This window comes from Simplicispira lacusdiani, assembly GCF_003604195.1.
Lineage (GTDB): Bacteria > Pseudomonadota > Gammaproteobacteria > Burkholderiales > Burkholderiaceae_C > Simplicispira > Simplicispira lacusdiani.
Window position 1 is genome coordinate 79,865 of the sequence record NZ_QXGR01000013.1, and the last position, 17,231, is coordinate 97,095.

Genomic DNA, 17,231 nt, shown 5'->3' on the forward strand with positions numbered 1-17,231 from the left:
ACCCTAAAAGGCTCTAAATCATGCGCGTGATCGTTCTCGGCGCCGGCTTGCTCGGCGTCACCTCGGCCTACTACCTGCAGCAAATCGGCCACGAAGTGACCGTCATCGACCGCCAGGCCACGCCCGGCGCGGAAACCAGTTTCGCCAACGGCGGCCAGATCTCGGTCAGCCACGCCGAGCCCTGGGCCAACCCCAGCGCTCCGCTCAAGGTGCTGCAGTGGCTGGGCCAGGAAGACGCGCCCCTGCTGTTCCGCCTGCGCGCCGACATGCGCCAGTGGCTCTGGGGCCTGCAATTCCTGCGCAACTGCACGCCCGCGCGCACGCGCCACAACATCGAGCAGATCGTGAGCCTGGGCACCTACAGCCGCGGCGCGCTGCAGCAACTGCGCCGCGACACGGGCATCCAGTACGACCAGCGCACGCAGGGCATCCTGCACTTCTACACCGACCCCAAGGAATTCGACGGCGCCCTGGCCCCAGCCGAGCAGATGCGCCAGCTCGGCTGCGAGCGCCAGGTCATCAGCGCCGACGAGGCGGTGCGCATCGAGCCCGCGCTGGCCCACATCCGCCCGCAACTGGCGGGCGCCACCTACACGGCCGAGGACGAATCGGGCGATGCCAATCTGTTCGTGCGCGAGCTGGCCCGGCTCTGCGAGCAGGCCGGCGTGCGCTTCCAGATGGGCGCGCACGTCACGGCGCTGCGCACGGCGGGCGGCGGGATCGACCATGTGGAGCTGACCAACGCCGAAGGCCGCTTCGAGCGCGTGCGCGGCGACGCCTACGTGCTGGCCATGGGCTCGTTCAGCCCGCTGCTGGCCCAGCCGCTGGGCATTCGCCTGCCCATCTACCCGGCCAAGGGCTATTCGGTCACCATGCCGGTGAAGGACGCCCGTCTGGCGCACCAGGTGAGCCTGACCGACGACGAATTCAAGCTGGTGTTCTCGCGCTACACCTCGGCCAGTGGCGACCGCCTGCGCATTGCCGGCACGGCCGAGCTGAACGGCTACGACCGCAACCTGAACCCCGCGCGCTGCGAGGCCATCGTGCGCCGCGTGGAGCAGCTCTTCCCCGGCGCGGGTGACACAACCCAGGCCGAGTTCTGGACCGGCCTGCGACCTGCCACGCCCAGCAACGTGCCACTGATCGGCCGCACGAAGCTGCCCAACCTGTTCCTCAACACCGGGCATGGCACGCTGGGCTGGACGCACTCCTGCGGTTCGGGCAAGGCACTGGCCGACATCGTGAGCGGCCGCGTGCCGGAAGTGGACTTCGCCTTCACCGGCATGCCGCAACAGCCCCAGCCCCGGCTGCTGCCCGCGACCTGAGGCTGGGCCAGGCCACGCTCACAGCGTCTGCGCGGCCTGGCCGAGCTGCGCACGCATGAAGCGCTCGCAGTCCGGCCCGGTGAGGGGGCGGCTGTACAGGTAGCCCTGTATCTCGTCGCAGCCCTGCGCGCGCAGAAATTCCTTCTGCTCCTCGGTTTCGACGCCCTCGGCGATGGTCTTGAGGCCCAGGCGGGCCGCCATGCCGATGATGGCGCCGATGATGGCCTTGTCCTCGGCCACGACGATGTCGTGCACGAAGGATTTGTCGATCTTGAGCTTGTAGACCTGGAAGCGCTTGAGGTAGCTGAGCGACGAGTAGCCGGTGCCGAAATCGTCGATCGACATGCGCACGCCGCGCGCATGCAGGTCGGCCATGATGGCGATGGCGCGATCGGGATCGTTGCTGGCCACGCCCTCGGTCAGCTCCAGCTCCAGGCATTCGGGCGGCACGTCGGCCTCGTCCAGGATCTGGGTCACCAGGCCCGGCAGGTTGGGGTGCCGGAACTGCACCGCCGAGATGTTCACGGCCATGGTGACCGGTGGCAAGCCCGCGGCGATCCACTGGGCGAGCTGCTGCACGGCGGTGCGCAGCACCCATTCGCCGATGGGCAGGATCAGGCCGCTCTTTTCCGCGATGGGAATGAACTCGGACGGCGAGATCCGGCCCAGTTCGGGGTGCTCCCAGCGCAGCAACGCCTCGACGCCGACGGTGCGCCCCGTCTTGAGGCTGCGCTGGGGCTGGTAATGCAGCGCGAGCTGGTCGCGCTCCAGGGCCCGGCGCAGCGCGCCTTCGAGCAGCAGGGTGCGCGCGGAATGCGCCTGCATGTCGGGGGAATAGAAGCGGTAGGCATTGCGGCCATCCTGCTTGGCGCGGTACATCGCCACGTCGGCGTGCTGCGACAGCGATTCGAGGTCGAGCCCGTCGTCGGGATAGATGGCGATGCCCAGCGAGGGCGTGACCATCAGCTCGTGCTCGCGGATCTGGATCGGCGCCGCGATGGAATCCAGCAGCTTGCGCGCCAGGTGCGCCGCGCCGTCGGCGTCCGTGCCGGGCAGAACGAGCACGAACTCATCGCCGCCCATGCGCGCCACGGTGTCCTGCTCGCGCACCTGCTGGCGCATGCGCCGCGCCACGGCGATCAACAGCTCGTCGCCAATACCATGGCCCAGCGAATCGTTGATGTTCTTGAAATGGTCGAGGTCCAGGAACATCAGCGCCAGCGATTCGTCGTTGCGCTGCGCCATGCTGACGTCGTGCGCGAAGCGGTCGCTCAGCAGGGCGCGGTTGGGCAGGCCGGTCAGCAGGTCGAAGTGCGCCATCCAGCGGATGCGCTGCTCGTCCGCCTTGCGCTGGCTCACGTCGGAGAAGATGGCGATGAAATGCGTGGCCTCGCCCTCGGCATTGCTGACGCGGCTGATGGTGAGCCACTGGGGGTAGATCTCGCCGTTCTTGCGCTGGTTCCAGACCTCGCCCTGCCAGAGATTGTCGGAATGGATGCGGCGCCACATGGCGGCGTAGAACGAGGCATCGTGCCGGCCCGAGGCCAGGATGCGGGGGTTGCGGCCGCGCACTTCCTCGGGCGTATAGCCCGTGATCGTGGTGAAGGCGGGGTTCACCAGCAGGATCTTGTGGTTGGCATCGGTCACCATGATGCCGTCGTTGCTGTGCGAGAACACCTCGGCCGCCAAACGCTCCTGGGCCTCGGCCTCCTTACGCCGGATGGCGCTGCCCATGTAGCGGCAGAGCATTTCCAGCAGAGCGATCTCGTGGGCGCCGACCTCGTCCTTGCGCCGGCGGTGCACGTCGAGCACCCCCAGGAGCTGGCGCGTGTCCGACAGGATGGGCAGGGTCCAGCAGGTCGTCAGGCCGGTCTGCCGCGCCATCGAGAACAGCACCGAGCGCAGGTGGCTGTTGGCGAGCTCGGGCGCGTCCTCGGCGGGCGCGCTGAATTCGATCAGGCCCCAGGGTCCGTCGCCGATGTCGACCGGCAGCACCTCGCGCGCATCGTCGAGCAGGCCCACCATGGCATTGGCCACGCGTGGCACGATCTGTCCCGTCTGCGGATCAATCAGCCAGACAACACCCCGGTCGAACGGCAGCAGGTCTTCGAGTTTGGTCACCAGGCGCTGCAGGATCTGGTCGATGTCGAGATCGCTGGCGATCAGCTCCAGGGCGAACGATCGCAGCGCCTCCCGCTGCTGCGCCTGCTGCTGCGCGGTCAGGTCCATGATGGTGCCCGTCACGCGCACCGCGCGCCCCGCGCTGTTGCGCGAGACGAAACCACGCGAGAGCACGGGCACGTAATACCCTTCCTTGTGGCGCAGGCGCAGCTCCTGCACCACCACGTTGTCATCGGAATGCAGCACCCGTTCGTAGATCTGCCGAACCCGGGCCAGGTCCTGCGGGTGGATGCGGGACTCCCACTGCACGGCGCCGCGAGGCATGTCCTCGACGCCGTAGCCCAGCATGTGCCAGCCCTGCGGGGAGTATTCGAGGCGCTGCTCCACCAGGTCCCAATCCCAGGGGGCGTCGGTCGATCCCTTGAGGGCCAGTTCCAGCTGCAGCTGGGAATGGCGCAGCAGTTCCTCGGTACGCTTGCGCAGAGCCTCGTGCTCGAAGTAGCCCAGCGCGAAATCCACGTCCGAGGCCATTTCGGACAGCAAGGCCCGTGCATCCTGGTCGAAGGTGCCGGCTTCGCCCGCCACGAGCACGAAAACACCCGTCACCTCGCCGTTGCGGTGCAGGGGGATGGCCACCGTGGGCGCGGCATTCGGAATGTCGTGGATCCAGACCGGCCGGTCTTCGCGGATGGCCGTGCAGGCGCTGCCCATGCCCGGCATCTGGGCACTGTGGATCACCCCCGTGCCAAAGGAGGCCGCCACGGCCACGCCGCCAGCCGCGTCCCGGGTGCCGATCCAGGCCGCGAGCATGCCACCGAGGGTGACCGCCGTCTCGCAGATGCGCGAGAACAGCGCCTCCTGGGTATTGCACTGGACGATGGCCTGGTTGCAGGCGCTCAGCGCCGCATACAGCTGGGACTGGCGCTTGATCTTGATCTCCGCCAGACGGCGCTGCGTGATGTCCTGGAGCATGACGATGCAGCGGCCCTCACCTCCATCGCCGTCCAGCGTGCGCAATTGCAGGTTCACGAAGGCCTCGGCGCCGTCGCCGCGCCGGATGCGCCGGTCCACGGTGTAGGCATCGATCTCGCCACGCATGAGGCGATCGACGCCCTGCAGGTCCTGCGCCAGATCGACCGGGTCGACCAGATCCGCCCAGCCCAGCTGCTCCAGTTGCTCGGCGGAATAGCCGACGATGCGGCAGAAATGGGTGTTGAACCGCCCCCAGCCCGGCCGGCTCAGGTCGGCCGTGGCGATGCCGATGAACGGCAGCGAATAGAAGCGCTCCATGAGCTGGTCCGAGCGCGCCTGCTGCGCCAGCGTCTCCAGCTGCTGGGCCCGCCGCACCTGGCGCCAGAACAGGCTCAGCACCACGGCCAGCGCGATGATGGCCAGGGTCGTGACCGCCGTGACCCACCAGGCCAGCACATGCACCGATTCCAGCACCTCGGCCCGGTCGATCTTGGCCACCACGCGCCAATCGGTGCCGGCCACGGGGCGGTAGGCGGCCAGCACCGGCACGTCGCGGTGGTCCCGGCCCTGCACCAGCCCCGGTTCGCTCGCGCGCAACGCGATCGCCGCCGGCAGCTTTTCGCTGGACATCGGCAGGCGCAGTTTCATGGCGGTGCCGCTGCGGTGGCGCAGTTCGTTCATGAACACCGCCTGGTCGTCCTCCCGGTTGACCAGCAGGGTTTCACCGCTGGGGCTGGAGGTGGGCCAGGTCTGGATCACGGGAAACAGGAAGCGGTCCGGCGAGATGCCCATGAGCACCATGCCCACGAGCCGGCGCTCCGGCCCGCTGACATCGTGCACCGGCAGCAGCCAGCGCAGTTGCGCCTTGCCCTGGGCGTTGGCGAACAGGTCCAGGCGCACGGCCTGTCCCCCCTGCTGCAGCCGGGACACCAGGGCTTCATGCTGCGCGACGACCCCCATCTGCCCCTCGATGGATGCCCAAACCTGGCCATCCAGGCCCACCAGATCGATGGTTTCATAGTCGAAGGCCGTGCGCAGCAAGGCAAACCGCTGCAGCACGGCCGCCTGCTGCGCGGCGCTGTGCGCCGGATCGGCGATCAGCTGCACCACATGCTGTGCGAACACCGCATCGGCGGCCAGCACCTCCGCGTTCTTCTGCCGCTCACCCAGCCAGCTTTCGATCTGGTCGGTCTTGAGCCGCGCGATGGCCGCGAGGTTGGCGTAGGCCTCGTCCTCGGTCTTGGGGCCCTGGATCTTGACCACCATCCAGCCGGTCAAGGGCAGCAGCAGGGCCAGGGCGGTCAGCAGCAGGACGAACTGTTTCGTCGCTGCCGTGCCCGCGTTGCGTATGTTCATGGACAGGCGCTGGCTCAACGGTTACCTGGCCTGCGAGCCATCGGCCGACAAGGACAGGGGCGGCGCCGTGGTCGGCAAGGCGCTGGTGGCGGCCTCCATGCGGCCGAGCTTGAACACATCCACCCCGGCCACCAGGTCCTGGGCCTGCAGCTTCAGGCTGTCGGCGGCGGCGGCCATTTCCTCGACCAGCGCGGCATTTTGCTGCGTGACCTGGTCCATGTGGGTGACGGCCTCGCCCACCTGGGCCACGCCCAGGCTCTGCTCGCTGCTGGCCGCGCTGATCTGGCTCATGAGGTCGGTCACGCGCCGGATGGCCTCGACCACCTCGGTCATGGTGTTGCCGGCCTCGTCCACCTGCGCCGTGCCCTGCTCGACGCGCTGCACACTGGCGTTGATCAGGTCCTTGATTTCCTTGGCGGCCTCGGCCGAGCGGCTGGCCAGGCTGCGCACCTCGCTGGCCACCACGGCGAAACCCCGGCCCTGCTCGCCCGCGCGGGCCGCTTCCACGGCGGCGTTGAGCGCCAGGATGTTGGTCTGGAAGGCGATGGAGTCGATCACGCCGATGATGTCGGCGATCTTGCGCGAGCTGTCGTTGATGCCCTTCATGGTCTCGACGACCTGCGACACGACGGTGCCGCCCTTGACGGCCACCGTGCTGGCGCTCATGGCGAGGCTGTTGGCCTGGCGGGCATTCTCGGCGTTCTGTTGGACCGTGGAGTTGAGTTCCTCCATGGAGGCCGCCGTCTGCTCCAGGGCGCTGGCCTGGCTTTCGGTGCGCGAAGCCAGGTCATGGTTGCCCTGGGCGATCTGGATACTGGCCGTGGCCACGGCGTGCGAGCCCTGGCGCACATGGTTCACCACCGCGCCCAGCTTCTGCTGCATTTCGATCAGCGACTTGATCAGCATGCCGATCTCGTTGGTGCCGTAGACATGCATCTCGGTCGTGAGGTCCCCGGCCGCCACATGGTGGGCCATTTCCACGGCCTCGCGCATGGGCACGGTGATGCTGCGAACGAACACGAAGACCATTCCGCAGGCGCCCACCACGAACAGCATCAGCAGGCCCAGCGTGCCATAGGCCAGCCACTGCGCCTGCACGACCCGGTCCTGGAGGGAGCGCTCCAGCACCTCGGTCGCCTGGCTGTTGAAGGCGTAAATGCCGTCGATCGTGCGCGTGAAATCGTCGAAGTACGCCTCGGCCGTGAGCTTGAATTCCTGGGCATTGATGAGCCCGTCCTCGGCCATCTTCAGCGTGCGGTCGATCTGCTCGCGCTGCTTCTGCGACGCGTCCTGCAGCGCCTGGCGCATGGCCGGGCTGGCATCCGTGGCCTTGGCCAGGTTGCGGAAGAAGTCGGCCTGCGCCTGCAGAGCCTGCCGGTGCAGGCCCTGCATCGCGGCGCGGCCCTCGGGCGGAAGGGCGCCCTGGGTCAGGAAAGCGGCGCCGCGCGCGCGCATCTGGCCCATGTACTCGGTCAGCACCATGGCCTTGACCAGCGTCGCCTGCGTGAGCATGTGGGTATCGAGGCGAGAGTCGAGCGACAGGCCGAACCCGTCCATCACGGCCTCGCCCACCAGGAACTGGCGTGAGATCAGTTCGGTGTGGCGGCGCGTGCTCTCGGCGGCCTGGATCTGCTTGCCGGCCACCCCTTGCTCCAAGGCCACCCATTCCTGGCGGCGCTCAGCCCAGAGCGCGGACACCTGCTGCGGCGCCTTGGCGTCCTTCAGTCCCTGGTCGACCTTTTCCACGGCCTGGGCCAGCGTCTGTGCGATGCCTGGGCGGCGCTGCGCCAGCTTCTCATTGCCGCTGAGCGCACTGGCCGACAAGCCACGGTGCGTCTGGGTGAACTGGATGACGCGATTGATCGCGCCGAGCACCTTGCCGCCTTCGACCTGGCGCTTGGCCTGGGCGACGTCGTCGAGCGCGTAGCGCATGTACAACCCCGTGGGGATCGCCACCATCACGAAGGCCACGAAGCCTTGGATGAGGAATTTCTGAGCCAGGCTCAGGCGGTGCAGTAAAGACATGGGATGTATCGGGGTTAAGGATAACAACACCGGTTGGCCGAAGCACCGAACAAGGCACCAGGGGAGGATCACCCGGAGATTGGTATGGCACTCTGCAACCCGTCAAGGTTGCGCTGTGCTGTGGGCCCACCCTTCATGCCAAAACCAATTGTTACTATAAATAAGAACTCCTCTTACCACAACGCCTAAAAATTGGTATCAGGAATACCTGTAAACCGGTAGCCCGCCCGACAGGGTTCTGCAAGCCCTGCCGCGACGGCACGGAAGCGGCCGGGACTCAATGGCGCTCGCCGCGTTCGTTGTTCACCACATAGCGCGTGAGCGCCGCCACGCTGTGCCGGCCCAGCTTGCGCATGATGTTGCGCCGATGCACCTCCACGGTCGACGGCGCGATGCTGAGCATCTCGGCGATCTGGCCCGAGGTGCAGCCCTCGGCCACGAGCTTGAGCACCTGGCGCTCGCGCGCGCCCAGCACCGCTGTCGGCTTGGCCAGGCCACCCTGCCCGACCAGCGCGCCCGTGACCACGCCCGCCACGTCGGGACACAGATAGGTCCGCCCCCGCAGCACGGTACGGATGGCGCGCAGCAACTCCTCGCTGGCCTCGGCCTTGGTCACGTAGCCACTGGCTCCCGCATTGAGCATGTCCAGCACATACTGCTGGTCGGAATAGGCCGACAGCGCCACCACCTTCACCTGTGGCAGCACGGCCCGGAGCCTGCGCGTGATTTCCGTGCCGTCCATGCCCGGCATGCTGATGTCCATGCAGACAATCTGCGGGGCGGTATCGCGCGCCAGGTCCATCACCTGCGTGCCGTCACCCGCCTGCCCCACCACTTCCATGTCGGGCTGCGAATGCAGCAGATGGCACAACGCCTCCCGGAACATCTGGTGGTCGTCGGCCAGGAGAACGCGTACCTTGGGGGTGGAAGCACTGTGCATGGGGTCAAATTTCAACACAGATCCGCGTGCCGTGGCCGGGCACGGACTGCAGGGTGAAGCGCCCGCCCGCGAATTCGGCCGTCTCGCGCATGTTGATCAGCCCCAGGCCCGCCGTGTGCCGCGACTTCATGGCCTGCTCCACGTCGAAACCCACGCCATCGTCGGAGACGATCACCAGCAGCGGGCTGGCATCGAACTGCAGCAACACCGTCACGGTGCGCGCCTGGGCATGCTTGGCGCTGTTGGTCAACGCCTCCTGGACGATGCGGAACAGCGCCAGTTCCAGATCGTGCGCCAGGCGCACCTCGCCGTGCGGACACTCCACGTTCACCTGCAGACCGGTGCGCCGGGCGAACTGCTGCGCGTAGCTCTGCACCACGCCCAACAAGCCGCCGCAGTCGATCGCTGGCGGGTGCAGTTCGGCGCAGATTTCCCGCACGCTGATCGTGGTGTCCTCGATCAGCGCCTGCGTGTCCTCGACGCGTCCCGCGAACTCCGCCGTGGAGCGCTCGGCCGGCGTGGCTTTCGTGATGATGTCCAGGTTGATGCGCAACGCCGCCAGGTTGGGGCTGGTGCGGTCGTGCAGCTCGCGCGAGAAGCGGCGCCGGATTTCCTCCTGCGACTGCACCATGCGCCGCGACAGCTCCTCGATATGCAGCGACAGCCGCAGCCGCTCCTGTTCCAGGCGCTTGCGTTCGGTGATGTCGGTCCCCACGCCACGGTAGCCGCAGAAACGTCCCTGGACATCCAGGATGGGGGTCCCGCTGACCGCCCCCCAGCGCTCCTTGCCATCGGGCCCCAGGCGCAGGATCTCGAAATCACGGAAGGGCTGGCGCGCCTCCAGAATGGCGCGGTGGCGGTCCCAGTCGGCCGGCGTCAGGTTGAGCGCGGGCAGTTCCCAACGCGTCTTGCCCACGTAGTCCTCGCCTGGAATGCCCGTGCCATCCAGCACCCGGCCATCGAAACGCACGAAGCGGTAGTCGGCATCCTGCTCCCAGTACCAGTCCGAGGACAGGTCGGCCAGGGTACGGAAGCGTGCCTCGCTCTCACGCAACCCCGCCTGCGCGCGATCGCGCGCATCGAGCATGCCGTTGAACTGCTGCGCCACGGCCCACAGCTCCCGGGGGCCCGAGGCCATCTGCACGCGGGTGGCGGTCTGGCCCGCGGCCACATCGGCGGCGGCCCGGCTCAGGGCTTCGATGGGCCGCACGATCCCCCGGCCGATGCGCAAGGCCAGCGCCAGCGCCAGCGCAAGGATCAGCAGCGCCAGCAGGCTGCCTGCCGTGAAAGCGGCATTGGCGTCTGCGAACACATCCGCCGTGGGCACGCCGGCCACCACCGTCCAACCCGCCTGCTCCACCGGTGCGAAGGCAAACAAGCGCTGCACGCCATCGGCGCTGGTGGCCACGGCACCCTCGACCGAACGCGCCGAAGCGAGAGGGAACCACTCGGCGGGCACGGGCCTGCCGATCCAGTCCTGGCTGTCGCGGGAGCGCAGCAGGATGCGGCCGCTGCGGTCGTACACCACCACCAGCGCACCCTGGGGCAGCCCCCCCAGCAGGCGCTCGCCCAGTTGCACCAGATCCATCGGCAGACTGATCAGCCCGGTGGCGCGGCCACCGGCATCCTTGACCGGATGGAACAACACCGAGATCCAGCGCCCCGACAGCGGGCCGAGAGTGCCATCGCCCACGGTCATGCCATGGCTGCCCACCGCTTCGTGGAAGCCGGGAATCGCCCGCAACTGCTCACGCGTGATCTTCTTGTCCAGGAAAGAACAGTCGTTGTCACCCGCGAGGTCCTGCACGACAAGGTTGGTGAACTCGGGATACAGCTTGACGAACTCGCCGATGATGGGATCGCAGGACTGCGCGTCGAGCGCCATGACCATGGGTCTCTGGGCGATCCGCCCGAGCACCGCCGCATGGTCGCGCAGCAGGTTGCCCAGGCTGCTGGCCGTGGCATGGGCCATGATGCGCACCCGCTCGGCGGCGAAGTGGCGCGCGGCCTGGCGGCCATTTTCCAGATGGTAGAGCAGGACCCCCAGCACGGGCAGCAGCACGGCCACCAACAGCAGCATGAGCTGCATACGCACCGACAGACGGTAGAAACTCCGCACCAGCACCCACTCCCATTCGGTTGCCCAGACAAGGGGTAGGAGTATGCCCGCATGGCAACCCCCACGGCCGGGCGTGCGCCGGGTGTCAGCGCTCGGCAGGCAGGGGGGCGCCGCCCGTGGCGTGCGCGACGAAGCTGGCCAGCGCGCGCAGGTCCTGCTCGCTCAGCCGGTCGGCAAAGGACGGCATGACACCGATACCCGAACGCAAGGCGCGCAGGACACGCGCGGCATCGGGCTTGAGATCGTCCAGCACCGGACCGATCTGCCCCTCGGAGCCGGCCGCCGCCAGGGTATGGCACACGGCGCAGGCGGGCTGCACGGTTCCGAACAGCACCCGGCCGCGCTCCAGCTCGGCCGGCCCGGCGGCCTGGGCTGCGCCGCAGGCCGCCAGCAGCAGGCCCGGCAACGCGGGCGGCATCGCGCGCGCCACCTCAAGCCACCGTGACGGTGACAGCGTGGTCGCGCCAGCTCGTGTTGTTGTAGCCACCCAGGTTTTCCTCGCGCTCGGCCGGTTGCACATTGCCCGCCGCGTCGGTGGCGCGGCTGGCCAGCACATGGGTGCCCGCCGCCAGTTGCACGGGCAGGACGAACTGGCGCCAGGCAAAGCGCCCGAGGTCCGGCCCGACGAGCTGGGCCTTCTGCCAGGTCTTGCCGCCATCCGCGGAGACCTCCACACCCTGCACCGCGCGCGTGCCGCCGAAGGCCACGCCGTGGACCTGGACCAGGCCGGCCTTCACGGGCCCCTGTTCGGACAGCGGGCCGTTGATCCAGGACTTGACCGTCATCTCCCAGACCGAGGGCTGCTCAGGGCTGGCCTTGGTGCCGGGGGGCGACATGCGGTAGCCGTGCGACATGATGCGCGCCGCCGACTGCTCGCGCGTCAGCGCCAGGCGCTTGACGTACTTGATGTTGTTCACGCCCTGGTAGCCCGGCACGATGAGGCGCACCGGACCGCCGTGCGCCAGCGGAATCGGCTCGCCATTGAGTTCCCAGGCCAGCACGGCGTCTTCGAGCGCCTTGATGGGCACCGAGCGCTCGACCAGCACGCTCAGCGGATCAACGCCCTCGGGCAGCTTTTCGCCACCGGTGCCGGTGAGGTAGGCCATGCCCTCGGCCGCGCCGCCCAGCGCCGCCACCACCTGGCGCACCGGCACGCCGCTCCAGAGCGCGCAGCCGGCCGCGCCCACGCTCCAGGGCGTGCCGCTGGGCTTGCTCGGGAAGAAGCCGCGCCCGTTGCCCGAACACTGCAGCACCGTGGCCACGGTCTCGACACCGAGGGTCTTGAGCTCGGCCAGCGTGAGCACGCGCGGATTCTTCACGCCTTCGATGGCGACCGTCCAGGCATCGCGGTTGTCGAGGATGGCAGCGTCGGGCGCGGGCAGGTTGTTGCGCACATAGAGCTGGCTGGTGGGCGTGATGACGCTGGTGCCGAACGCCGAGCGGCGCGTCTCCAGCGTGCTGCTGCTGTGCACGATCAGGGCCTTGGGGTCCTTCCAGCCCGCATACGCCGGCAAGGGCTTGGCGGCCACCTGGGCACGCGCCAGGCCACTCCAGCTGGCCATGCCCAGGGCTCCGAGGGCGGCGGCGCTTCCCGCAAGCATGTGGCGGCGCGGCATGGACAGGGCGTTTTTCATGGTCGTTCCTTCAGGTAAGGGGCACAGGACTGGTGAAACCCGGCGCGCGGCGGCTACGGCCTCGGCGGGAAGAGCGAGGCCATTCTGTACCGCCTGAAAGTTCAGCAAAACATTGATGGCTGTCAAAAAATGTAAGAGTTGCGAGAGCAAATGAAACATCGGTCGCGTCCATGGCTGGCTGGTGCATATTCAAAGGCATCGAGGTCCCGGCCGGCAGTTCTCTGCAACGGTCCTGTCCTGTCGAACGCTCCTGCGGCCCCGCAGGCGGCGGACCGGGGCCGCGCCCCGACCGCCTACCGCAACGCCCTGGAACGCCCATGAACACCAGCCCTGGCTTCTTTTCCTTCCGCACCGCCCTGGCGGCCCTGTGCCTGCTGGGCGCGGTATCCCTGGCACGGGCCGAGATCACGGCCATCGTGGCCGTGGAGCCCACCGCCCGCAAGGCCGCGCACACCATCCTGCGCAGCGCCATGGAATCCGGCCTGGCCAAGGCCGCCGCGCAGAACGCCGTGGTCACGACGAGCGACGATCTGGCCGACGTGATGCGGGCCACGCGCAGCGCGGGCTACGACATCTTCATCGGCCCGGCGCAGGTGGCGGCATCGGCACTGCAGCGCGGCTACGAGCTGGTGGGCTCCACGCACAAATCCGAGCAGTACCTGCTGGTCGGCACGCCGCAGGTGACGGCCGTTGGCGCCATGAAGGAGCGCCGGATCTACCTGCCGCAACAGGACTCCCTCTACACCTACATGGCGCGCGGCATGCTCAACGAAGCGGGCTTGTCGTTCAAGGACCTCAAGGCGGTGCAGCACGAGAAATTTCCGCAGGCCGGACTCACCGCCATCACGCTGGGCTCGACCGACGCCACCGTGGTGCGCGCCGATGAATGGGCCGAATGGCTGGCCGCCCATCCCGGCGGCGCCCATGTGCTGGCCACCAGCCAGCCCGTGCCCGGGGGCTTCACCGTGGTCGTGAAGAAAGACCTGCCCGCCGAGGTGCGCGCCCGGCTGGCCCAGTGGTTCGGCAGCGCCAGCCTCCAGGCCGGCCTGGCCGCCGTGGCCCTGCGCCCCGAAGCCAAGGAGTACCAGCGCGTGGCCGAACTGGGCCTGTTCACGCCGTCGAGCCTGCCGGGCGTGCGGCGCGTCACCGCCAAGGAAGCCCAGCAGCTGCAGGGCCAGGGCGCCGTGATCGTGGACACGCGCACCGAGAAGGAGTTCAAGGCCAAGCGCATCAAGGGTGCGCTCTGGGCCGCCTACGTGGAGAAAAGCCTCAAGGACGTGGCATTCAACGCCAGCCAGGACGATTTCAGCGCGCTCGCCAAGCTGCCCCAGGCCGGGCCCGGCCAGCCTGTGATCTTCGCCTGCAACGGCGCCGAATGCTGGAAGTCGTACAAGGCCGCCAAGGTGGCCGCCGCCAAGGGCTACAAGACGGTGTACTGGTTGCGCGGCGGCCTGCCCGAATGGGACGCCGACGGCCTGCCCACCGAGGGCGGCTGACCACCCGCCGGCCGCTCAGTCGGAGCAGAACACCGTCAGCACGCCCGTGTAGCCATACAGATGGCGGTGGGCGATCTCGCCCCCGGCGAAGAAACCGGCCAGCGGCACATCGCCCAGCGCGTGGCGCACGATCTGCAGTTCGGCGCCAGGCCCGCCGAAATGCGGCCCGCCGCGGCCGGAGCAGCTCACGTAGAGGGCGCCCACGATGTGGCGCGGCCGCGGGGGCGGGCCGGGCGCCAGGTCCTCGCCGGCACCGGCGGCCTGGGGTTCCCGCTCCACGTCCAGTTCCTCGCGGATCTCGGCGCAGATGCGCACGAGGTCCGCGCGGGCGGCCGCCACGTTGCGCTGGCAGAACGCCAGACGCATGCCGGGCTCCACCATATCGGCCAGCGCCACGCCGTGGCGCGCACCGTCCAGGCCGATGATGTGGCGCACCCGCGTATCGGTACCGAAATGGCCTGTGCGCCCCCGGGCGGGCGTGGCGTCGGCGTCCATGAGCCCGGCCAGCGTCGCGCGCACCCGGTCGATGGTCTGCTGCGGCACCCCCTCCAGCGTCACGCCCAGCGTGTGCAGCAGCACATCGAGCGCGGGCTCGCCGTCGAGCTGCAGCACCACGTTGTCCTTGGCCGCCGTGATACGGTGCGTCGGCCCCACGGGCTGGCAACCCTGGGTCACGCGCGACAGCAGCGCCACGCCGGAACCAAAGGCCACGCCCGAAAGCCCGCCGCCGAACACGCCGCTGGCCGCGCCCTGCCCGGCCAGGTTGCCATCGCCCCCCACGGCGAACTGCACGCTGGCACCCCGGCTGGCCGACAGGCCGCCGAACACATAGCCGCTGGTGGTGCGCTCGGCCATCTCGGCGATCAGGCCCGCCACATCGGGGGTGCCGCCGTCGGCATGCACCAGCGCCGTGTGCGCCACGAAGCCGGAGCTGCCCGAGCGCGGCAACGGAGCCACGCCGGAGAACACGCGGTACTGGTCGCCAGGCAGCTCCAGCAGCATCACCACCAGCGCCGGCTCGTCGAAATACTCCGCATTGCTGGCGCACACCCCCACGCCCACGGTGCCGCTCCAGTCGGTCACCTCGGGCAGTTCCGCGCTCAGATGGTCGAGCAGGGCCTGGGCCTCGCCGGCATAGTGGTCCGTGATGTAGAGCAGGCCCAGCGTGGGAGCCTGCGCGTAGCCCGGCAGCGCCATCTGCGCGCGCAACTGGGCCAGCGCCAGGGCGGCCGCCATGCGCCACTGCGGATGGGTGGCATGGCCGGTGGGACAGAGTTTCATGGGCAGCCTCGCCTGCTGCGGCCGACGCGCGCCGGCTAGCGCGCCGCGCCCGCGCGCGTGGCCGTCTTGCGGGGTGCCGCCTTCTTGGCCGCAGCCTTGCGGGCCGGCGCCTTGGCGGGCGCCTGGGGTGCGGGCGCCTGGGGTGCGGCCGCCTTGGGCGCGGCGCGGCGCGCGGCGCCCTGCACGCTCTGCACGCCCTTGGCCGCCATTTGGCTGGCCATGCCAGTGGCCGTCTTGAAAGCCTCCTTGGCCAGACCGGTGGCCATGTGCCGGGTGGTGTCGAGCGCGGTCTGCTTGGCCGCGTCCTTCATGGCGGTGGCGGCGATCTGCTGGAACTGCTGCGTCAGCGCGCCCCACCACTGCATGGGATCGACGATGCTCGCGGGCGCGCTCGCGGCCTTGGCCTTGCCCTTGGCGGTGGTCTTGCGCGCAGGCTCGGCGGCCGGCTCCGGCGCGGCCTTCTCGGCCACGCGGCTGGCGGCGCCGGAGACGGCCTGGGCCGCACTGGCCAGCGTTTCGCCGGCCTTGTGCACCCCCTCCATCACGGTGTCGGCCGTCTTGAGCTTGAAGGCGTTGGCCACGTCGCCCATGCTGAAGTTCATGCCCTTGAGCGTGGCCAGGGTCATCTTCTGCACTTCCAGGGCCTGGATGGTGGCGGCCAGCGCGCGCGAGTTCTGCTCCAGCCAGAACTGCACGGCCTTGAGCTCCTCGATGCGCTTTTCCAGCTCTTCCACGCTGATGGTGGGCGCCACCCAGTTCGACAGGTTAGGTAGCTGCGGGATGCTGCCCGAGGCGCCCTTGGCCAAGTTCTGCAGGAAGTCGAAACCGGGCACGAATTTGCCGAAACCGATGGGGGATGTGTCGCTCATGGCCGCTCCGCTGGGTTGGGTGTCAACAAGGATGCGGACAGCTTACTCCAACCACGGCCGGCCGTGGTGCGCGAGACGCCCGGGTTCAGTGGCCGTGCTGCATGCCGGCGCCATGGCCCCCATGCGCCATCGGGGCCTGCGCGGCCACGGGCACCTGCAGCTGCAGCTTGCTCTCGGCGCCCTTGGCATCCTTGAACACCAGGGTCAGCGGCACGGTGGAGCCCTTGGCCAGGGGCGCCTTCAGGTCCATCAGCATGACGTGGTAGCCGCCGGGCTTGAGATCCACGGCCTTGCCTGCGGGCAGGTCCAGGCCGGGAACGGCGCGCATCTTCATGACATCGCCTTCCATCTTCATCTCGTGCACCTCGGTCACGCCAGCGGCGGGCGACTCGGCGCGCACCAGGCGCGTGGCCTCGCTGGCGGTCAGGCGCATGAAGGCGCCGGTCGCTTTCTGGCCCTGCACGCTGGCGCGCGCCCAGGCGCCCTCGGCGGCCACGGGGGCGGTCTGGGCGTGGGCGGCGCCCGCCAGCAGGGCGGCGGCGAACAGCAGGGGGGTGGTGATGCGTGGCAGGAACATGGTTTTCTCCGGTGAAAAAAGGGGGGAACTCGTGGTGAAACACAGGGTGCCTGCCTGCGCTCGAAGCGCCAGGACACCACTGGATTCAAAGTCAAAATCGGTGCTGACGCCCGTCTACAAAGCGTCAGAAGCTATAAAAACAATAGCTTACGCCACGGGAGGCCCGCGCGCCGGCAACGGCGCGGCCGGGCCACCGGAAGCGCCCGACACGGACAGCGGCACGGGCTCCCGCGCGACCAGGCCCGGGGCAACCAAGGCCGGCAGCAGAACAGCCGGGGGAGCAGCGGAGGGGGTGCACAAGGGGCAATCGAGCGCATGGCCGCCGGACGGCAACGCACCCAGGTCGCCCTGCACCATGTAGCGCACCTGGCCCGAACCCGAGCAGATGCGCTCGGCCGAAGAAGAAACCACGAAAGGCGAAGCCACCGCGGCGCCGGCCGACAGCGCAAACCACGCCAGCATGCAGCAGGCGAGCCAGCGGAGGCGGCGCAAGGGGTCCATGCGGCCATTGTAGGA

The 17,231-nt window shown here is 68.9% G+C and carries 12 protein-coding genes; 2 read left to right on the forward strand and 10 right to left on the reverse strand.

Features of this window, described 5'->3' with window-relative positions:
• Nucleotides 1–20: 20 nt before the first annotated feature.
• A complete protein-coding gene (locus tag D8S75_RS15915; RefSeq protein ID WP_119967333.1) occupies nt 21–1,325 on the forward strand; it encodes a D-amino acid dehydrogenase in 1,305 nt (434 codons plus the stop codon).
• A gap of 18 nt (nt 1,326–1,343) precedes the next feature.
• Here D8S75_RS15915 and D8S75_RS15920 read toward each other — a convergent pair whose 3' ends face one another.
• From D8S75_RS15920 to sorT, 6 genes are all read right to left on the reverse strand, one after another.
• Nucleotides 1,344–5,774 carry an EAL domain-containing protein gene (locus D8S75_RS15920; protein WP_119967334.1) on the reverse strand — a complete coding sequence of 1,477 codons (4,431 nt, stop codon included), beginning with the start codon at nt 5,772–5,774 and terminating at the stop codon, nt 1,344–1,346.
• Between the two features lie 21 nt (nt 5,775–5,795).
• The gene (locus D8S75_RS17885; RefSeq protein ID WP_119967335.1) at nt 5,796–7,799 is read right to left on the reverse strand and encodes a methyl-accepting chemotaxis protein; all 2,004 of its coding nucleotides are present in this window, start codon (nt 7,797–7,799) and stop codon (nt 5,796–5,798) included.
• Nucleotides 7,800–8,076: 277 nt separating this feature from the next.
• A complete protein-coding gene (locus D8S75_RS15930) occupies nt 8,077–8,739 on the reverse strand; it encodes a response regulator (RefSeq protein WP_119967336.1) in 663 nt (220 codons plus the stop codon).
• 4 nt (nt 8,740–8,743) lie between these two features.
• A complete protein-coding gene (locus D8S75_RS15935) occupies nt 8,744–10,828 on the reverse strand; it encodes a PAS domain S-box protein (RefSeq protein ID WP_119967337.1) in 2,085 nt (694 codons plus the stop codon).
• 115 nt (nt 10,829–10,943) lie between these two features.
• The gene (sorU, locus tag D8S75_RS15940) at nt 10,944–11,276 is read right to left on the reverse strand and encodes a SorU family sulfite dehydrogenase c-type cytochrome subunit (RefSeq protein ID WP_119967338.1); all 333 of its coding nucleotides are present in this window, start codon (nt 11,274–11,276) and stop codon (nt 10,944–10,946) included.
• A gap of 13 nt (nt 11,277–11,289) precedes the next feature.
• Nucleotides 11,290–12,492: a SorT family sulfite dehydrogenase catalytic subunit gene (gene sorT / locus D8S75_RS15945; protein WP_119967339.1), complete on the reverse strand. Its 1,203-nt coding sequence runs from the start codon at nt 12,490–12,492 to the stop codon at nt 11,290–11,292.
• A 317-nt stretch (nt 12,493–12,809) separates the two neighbouring features.
• On the opposite strand from sorT, the gene D8S75_RS15950 reads away from it, so the two are divergent.
• Entirely contained in the window at nt 12,810–13,988 is a 1,179-nt protein-coding gene (locus D8S75_RS15950) for a rhodanese-like domain-containing protein (protein WP_119967340.1), read from the forward strand.
• A 15-nt stretch (nt 13,989–14,003) separates the two neighbouring features.
• Here the strand turns inward: D8S75_RS15950 and D8S75_RS15955 are convergent, their stop codons facing one another.
• The 4 genes from D8S75_RS15955 to D8S75_RS15970 form a co-directional block, all read right to left on the reverse strand.
• Complete coding sequence (locus tag D8S75_RS15955; RefSeq protein WP_119967341.1) at nt 14,004–15,269, reverse strand: FIST signal transduction protein; 1,266 nt, start codon at nt 15,267–15,269, stop codon at nt 14,004–14,006.
• Between the two features lie 35 nt (nt 15,270–15,304).
• Complete coding sequence (locus D8S75_RS15960; protein ID WP_198673227.1) at nt 15,305–16,138, reverse strand: PhaM family polyhydroxyalkanoate granule multifunctional regulatory protein; 834 nt, start codon at nt 16,136–16,138, stop codon at nt 15,305–15,307.
• A gap of 85 nt (nt 16,139–16,223) precedes the next feature.
• On the reverse strand, nt 16,224–16,715 hold the full coding sequence (locus D8S75_RS15965; protein ID WP_119967342.1) for a copper chaperone PCu(A)C: 492 nt from the start codon (nt 16,713–16,715) through the stop codon (nt 16,224–16,226).
• Nucleotides 16,716–16,862: 147 nt separating this feature from the next.
• Nucleotides 16,863–17,216: a DUF2946 family protein gene (locus D8S75_RS15970; RefSeq protein WP_119967357.1), complete on the reverse strand. Its 354-nt coding sequence runs from the start codon at nt 17,214–17,216 to the stop codon at nt 16,863–16,865.
• Nucleotides 17,217–17,231 lie beyond the last annotated feature (15 nt).

Bases quoted from the DNA above. Each gene is read 5' to 3' on its own strand.
- D8S75_RS15915 (WP_119967333.1), top strand. From the start codon at position 21: ATGCGCGTGATCGTTCTCGGCGCCGGCTTGCTCGGCGTCACCTCGGCC.
- D8S75_RS15920 (WP_119967334.1), bottom strand. From the start codon at position 5,774: ATGAACATACGCAACGCGGGCACGGCAGCGACGAAACAGTTCGTCCTG.
- D8S75_RS17885 (WP_119967335.1), bottom strand. From the start codon at position 7,799: ATGTCTTTACTGCACCGCCTGAGCCTGGCTCAGAAATTCCTCATCCAA.
- D8S75_RS15930 (WP_119967336.1), bottom strand. From the start codon at position 8,739: ATGCACAGTGCTTCCACCCCCAAGGTACGCGTTCTCCTGGCCGACGAC.
- D8S75_RS15935 (WP_119967337.1), bottom strand. From the start codon at position 10,828: ATGCAGCTCATGCTGCTGTTGGTGGCCGTGCTGCTGCCCGTGCTGGGG.
- sorU (WP_119967338.1), bottom strand. From the start codon at position 11,276: ATGCCGCCCGCGTTGCCGGGCCTGCTGCTGGCGGCCTGCGGCGCAGCC.
- sorT (WP_119967339.1), bottom strand. From the start codon at position 12,492: ATGAAAAACGCCCTGTCCATGCCGCGCCGCCACATGCTTGCGGGAAGC.
- D8S75_RS15950 (WP_119967340.1), top strand. From the start codon at position 12,810: ATGAACACCAGCCCTGGCTTCTTTTCCTTCCGCACCGCCCTGGCGGCC.
- D8S75_RS15955 (WP_119967341.1), bottom strand. From the start codon at position 15,269: ATGAAACTCTGTCCCACCGGCCATGCCACCCATCCGCAGTGGCGCATG.
- D8S75_RS15960 (WP_198673227.1), bottom strand. From the start codon at position 16,138: ATGAGCGACACATCCCCCATCGGTTTCGGCAAATTCGTGCCCGGTTTC.
- D8S75_RS15965 (WP_119967342.1), bottom strand. From the start codon at position 16,715: ATGTTCCTGCCACGCATCACCACCCCCCTGCTGTTCGCCGCCGCCCTG.
- D8S75_RS15970 (WP_119967357.1), bottom strand. From the start codon at position 17,216: ATGGACCCCTTGCGCCGCCTCCGCTGGCTCGCCTGCTGCATGCTGGCG.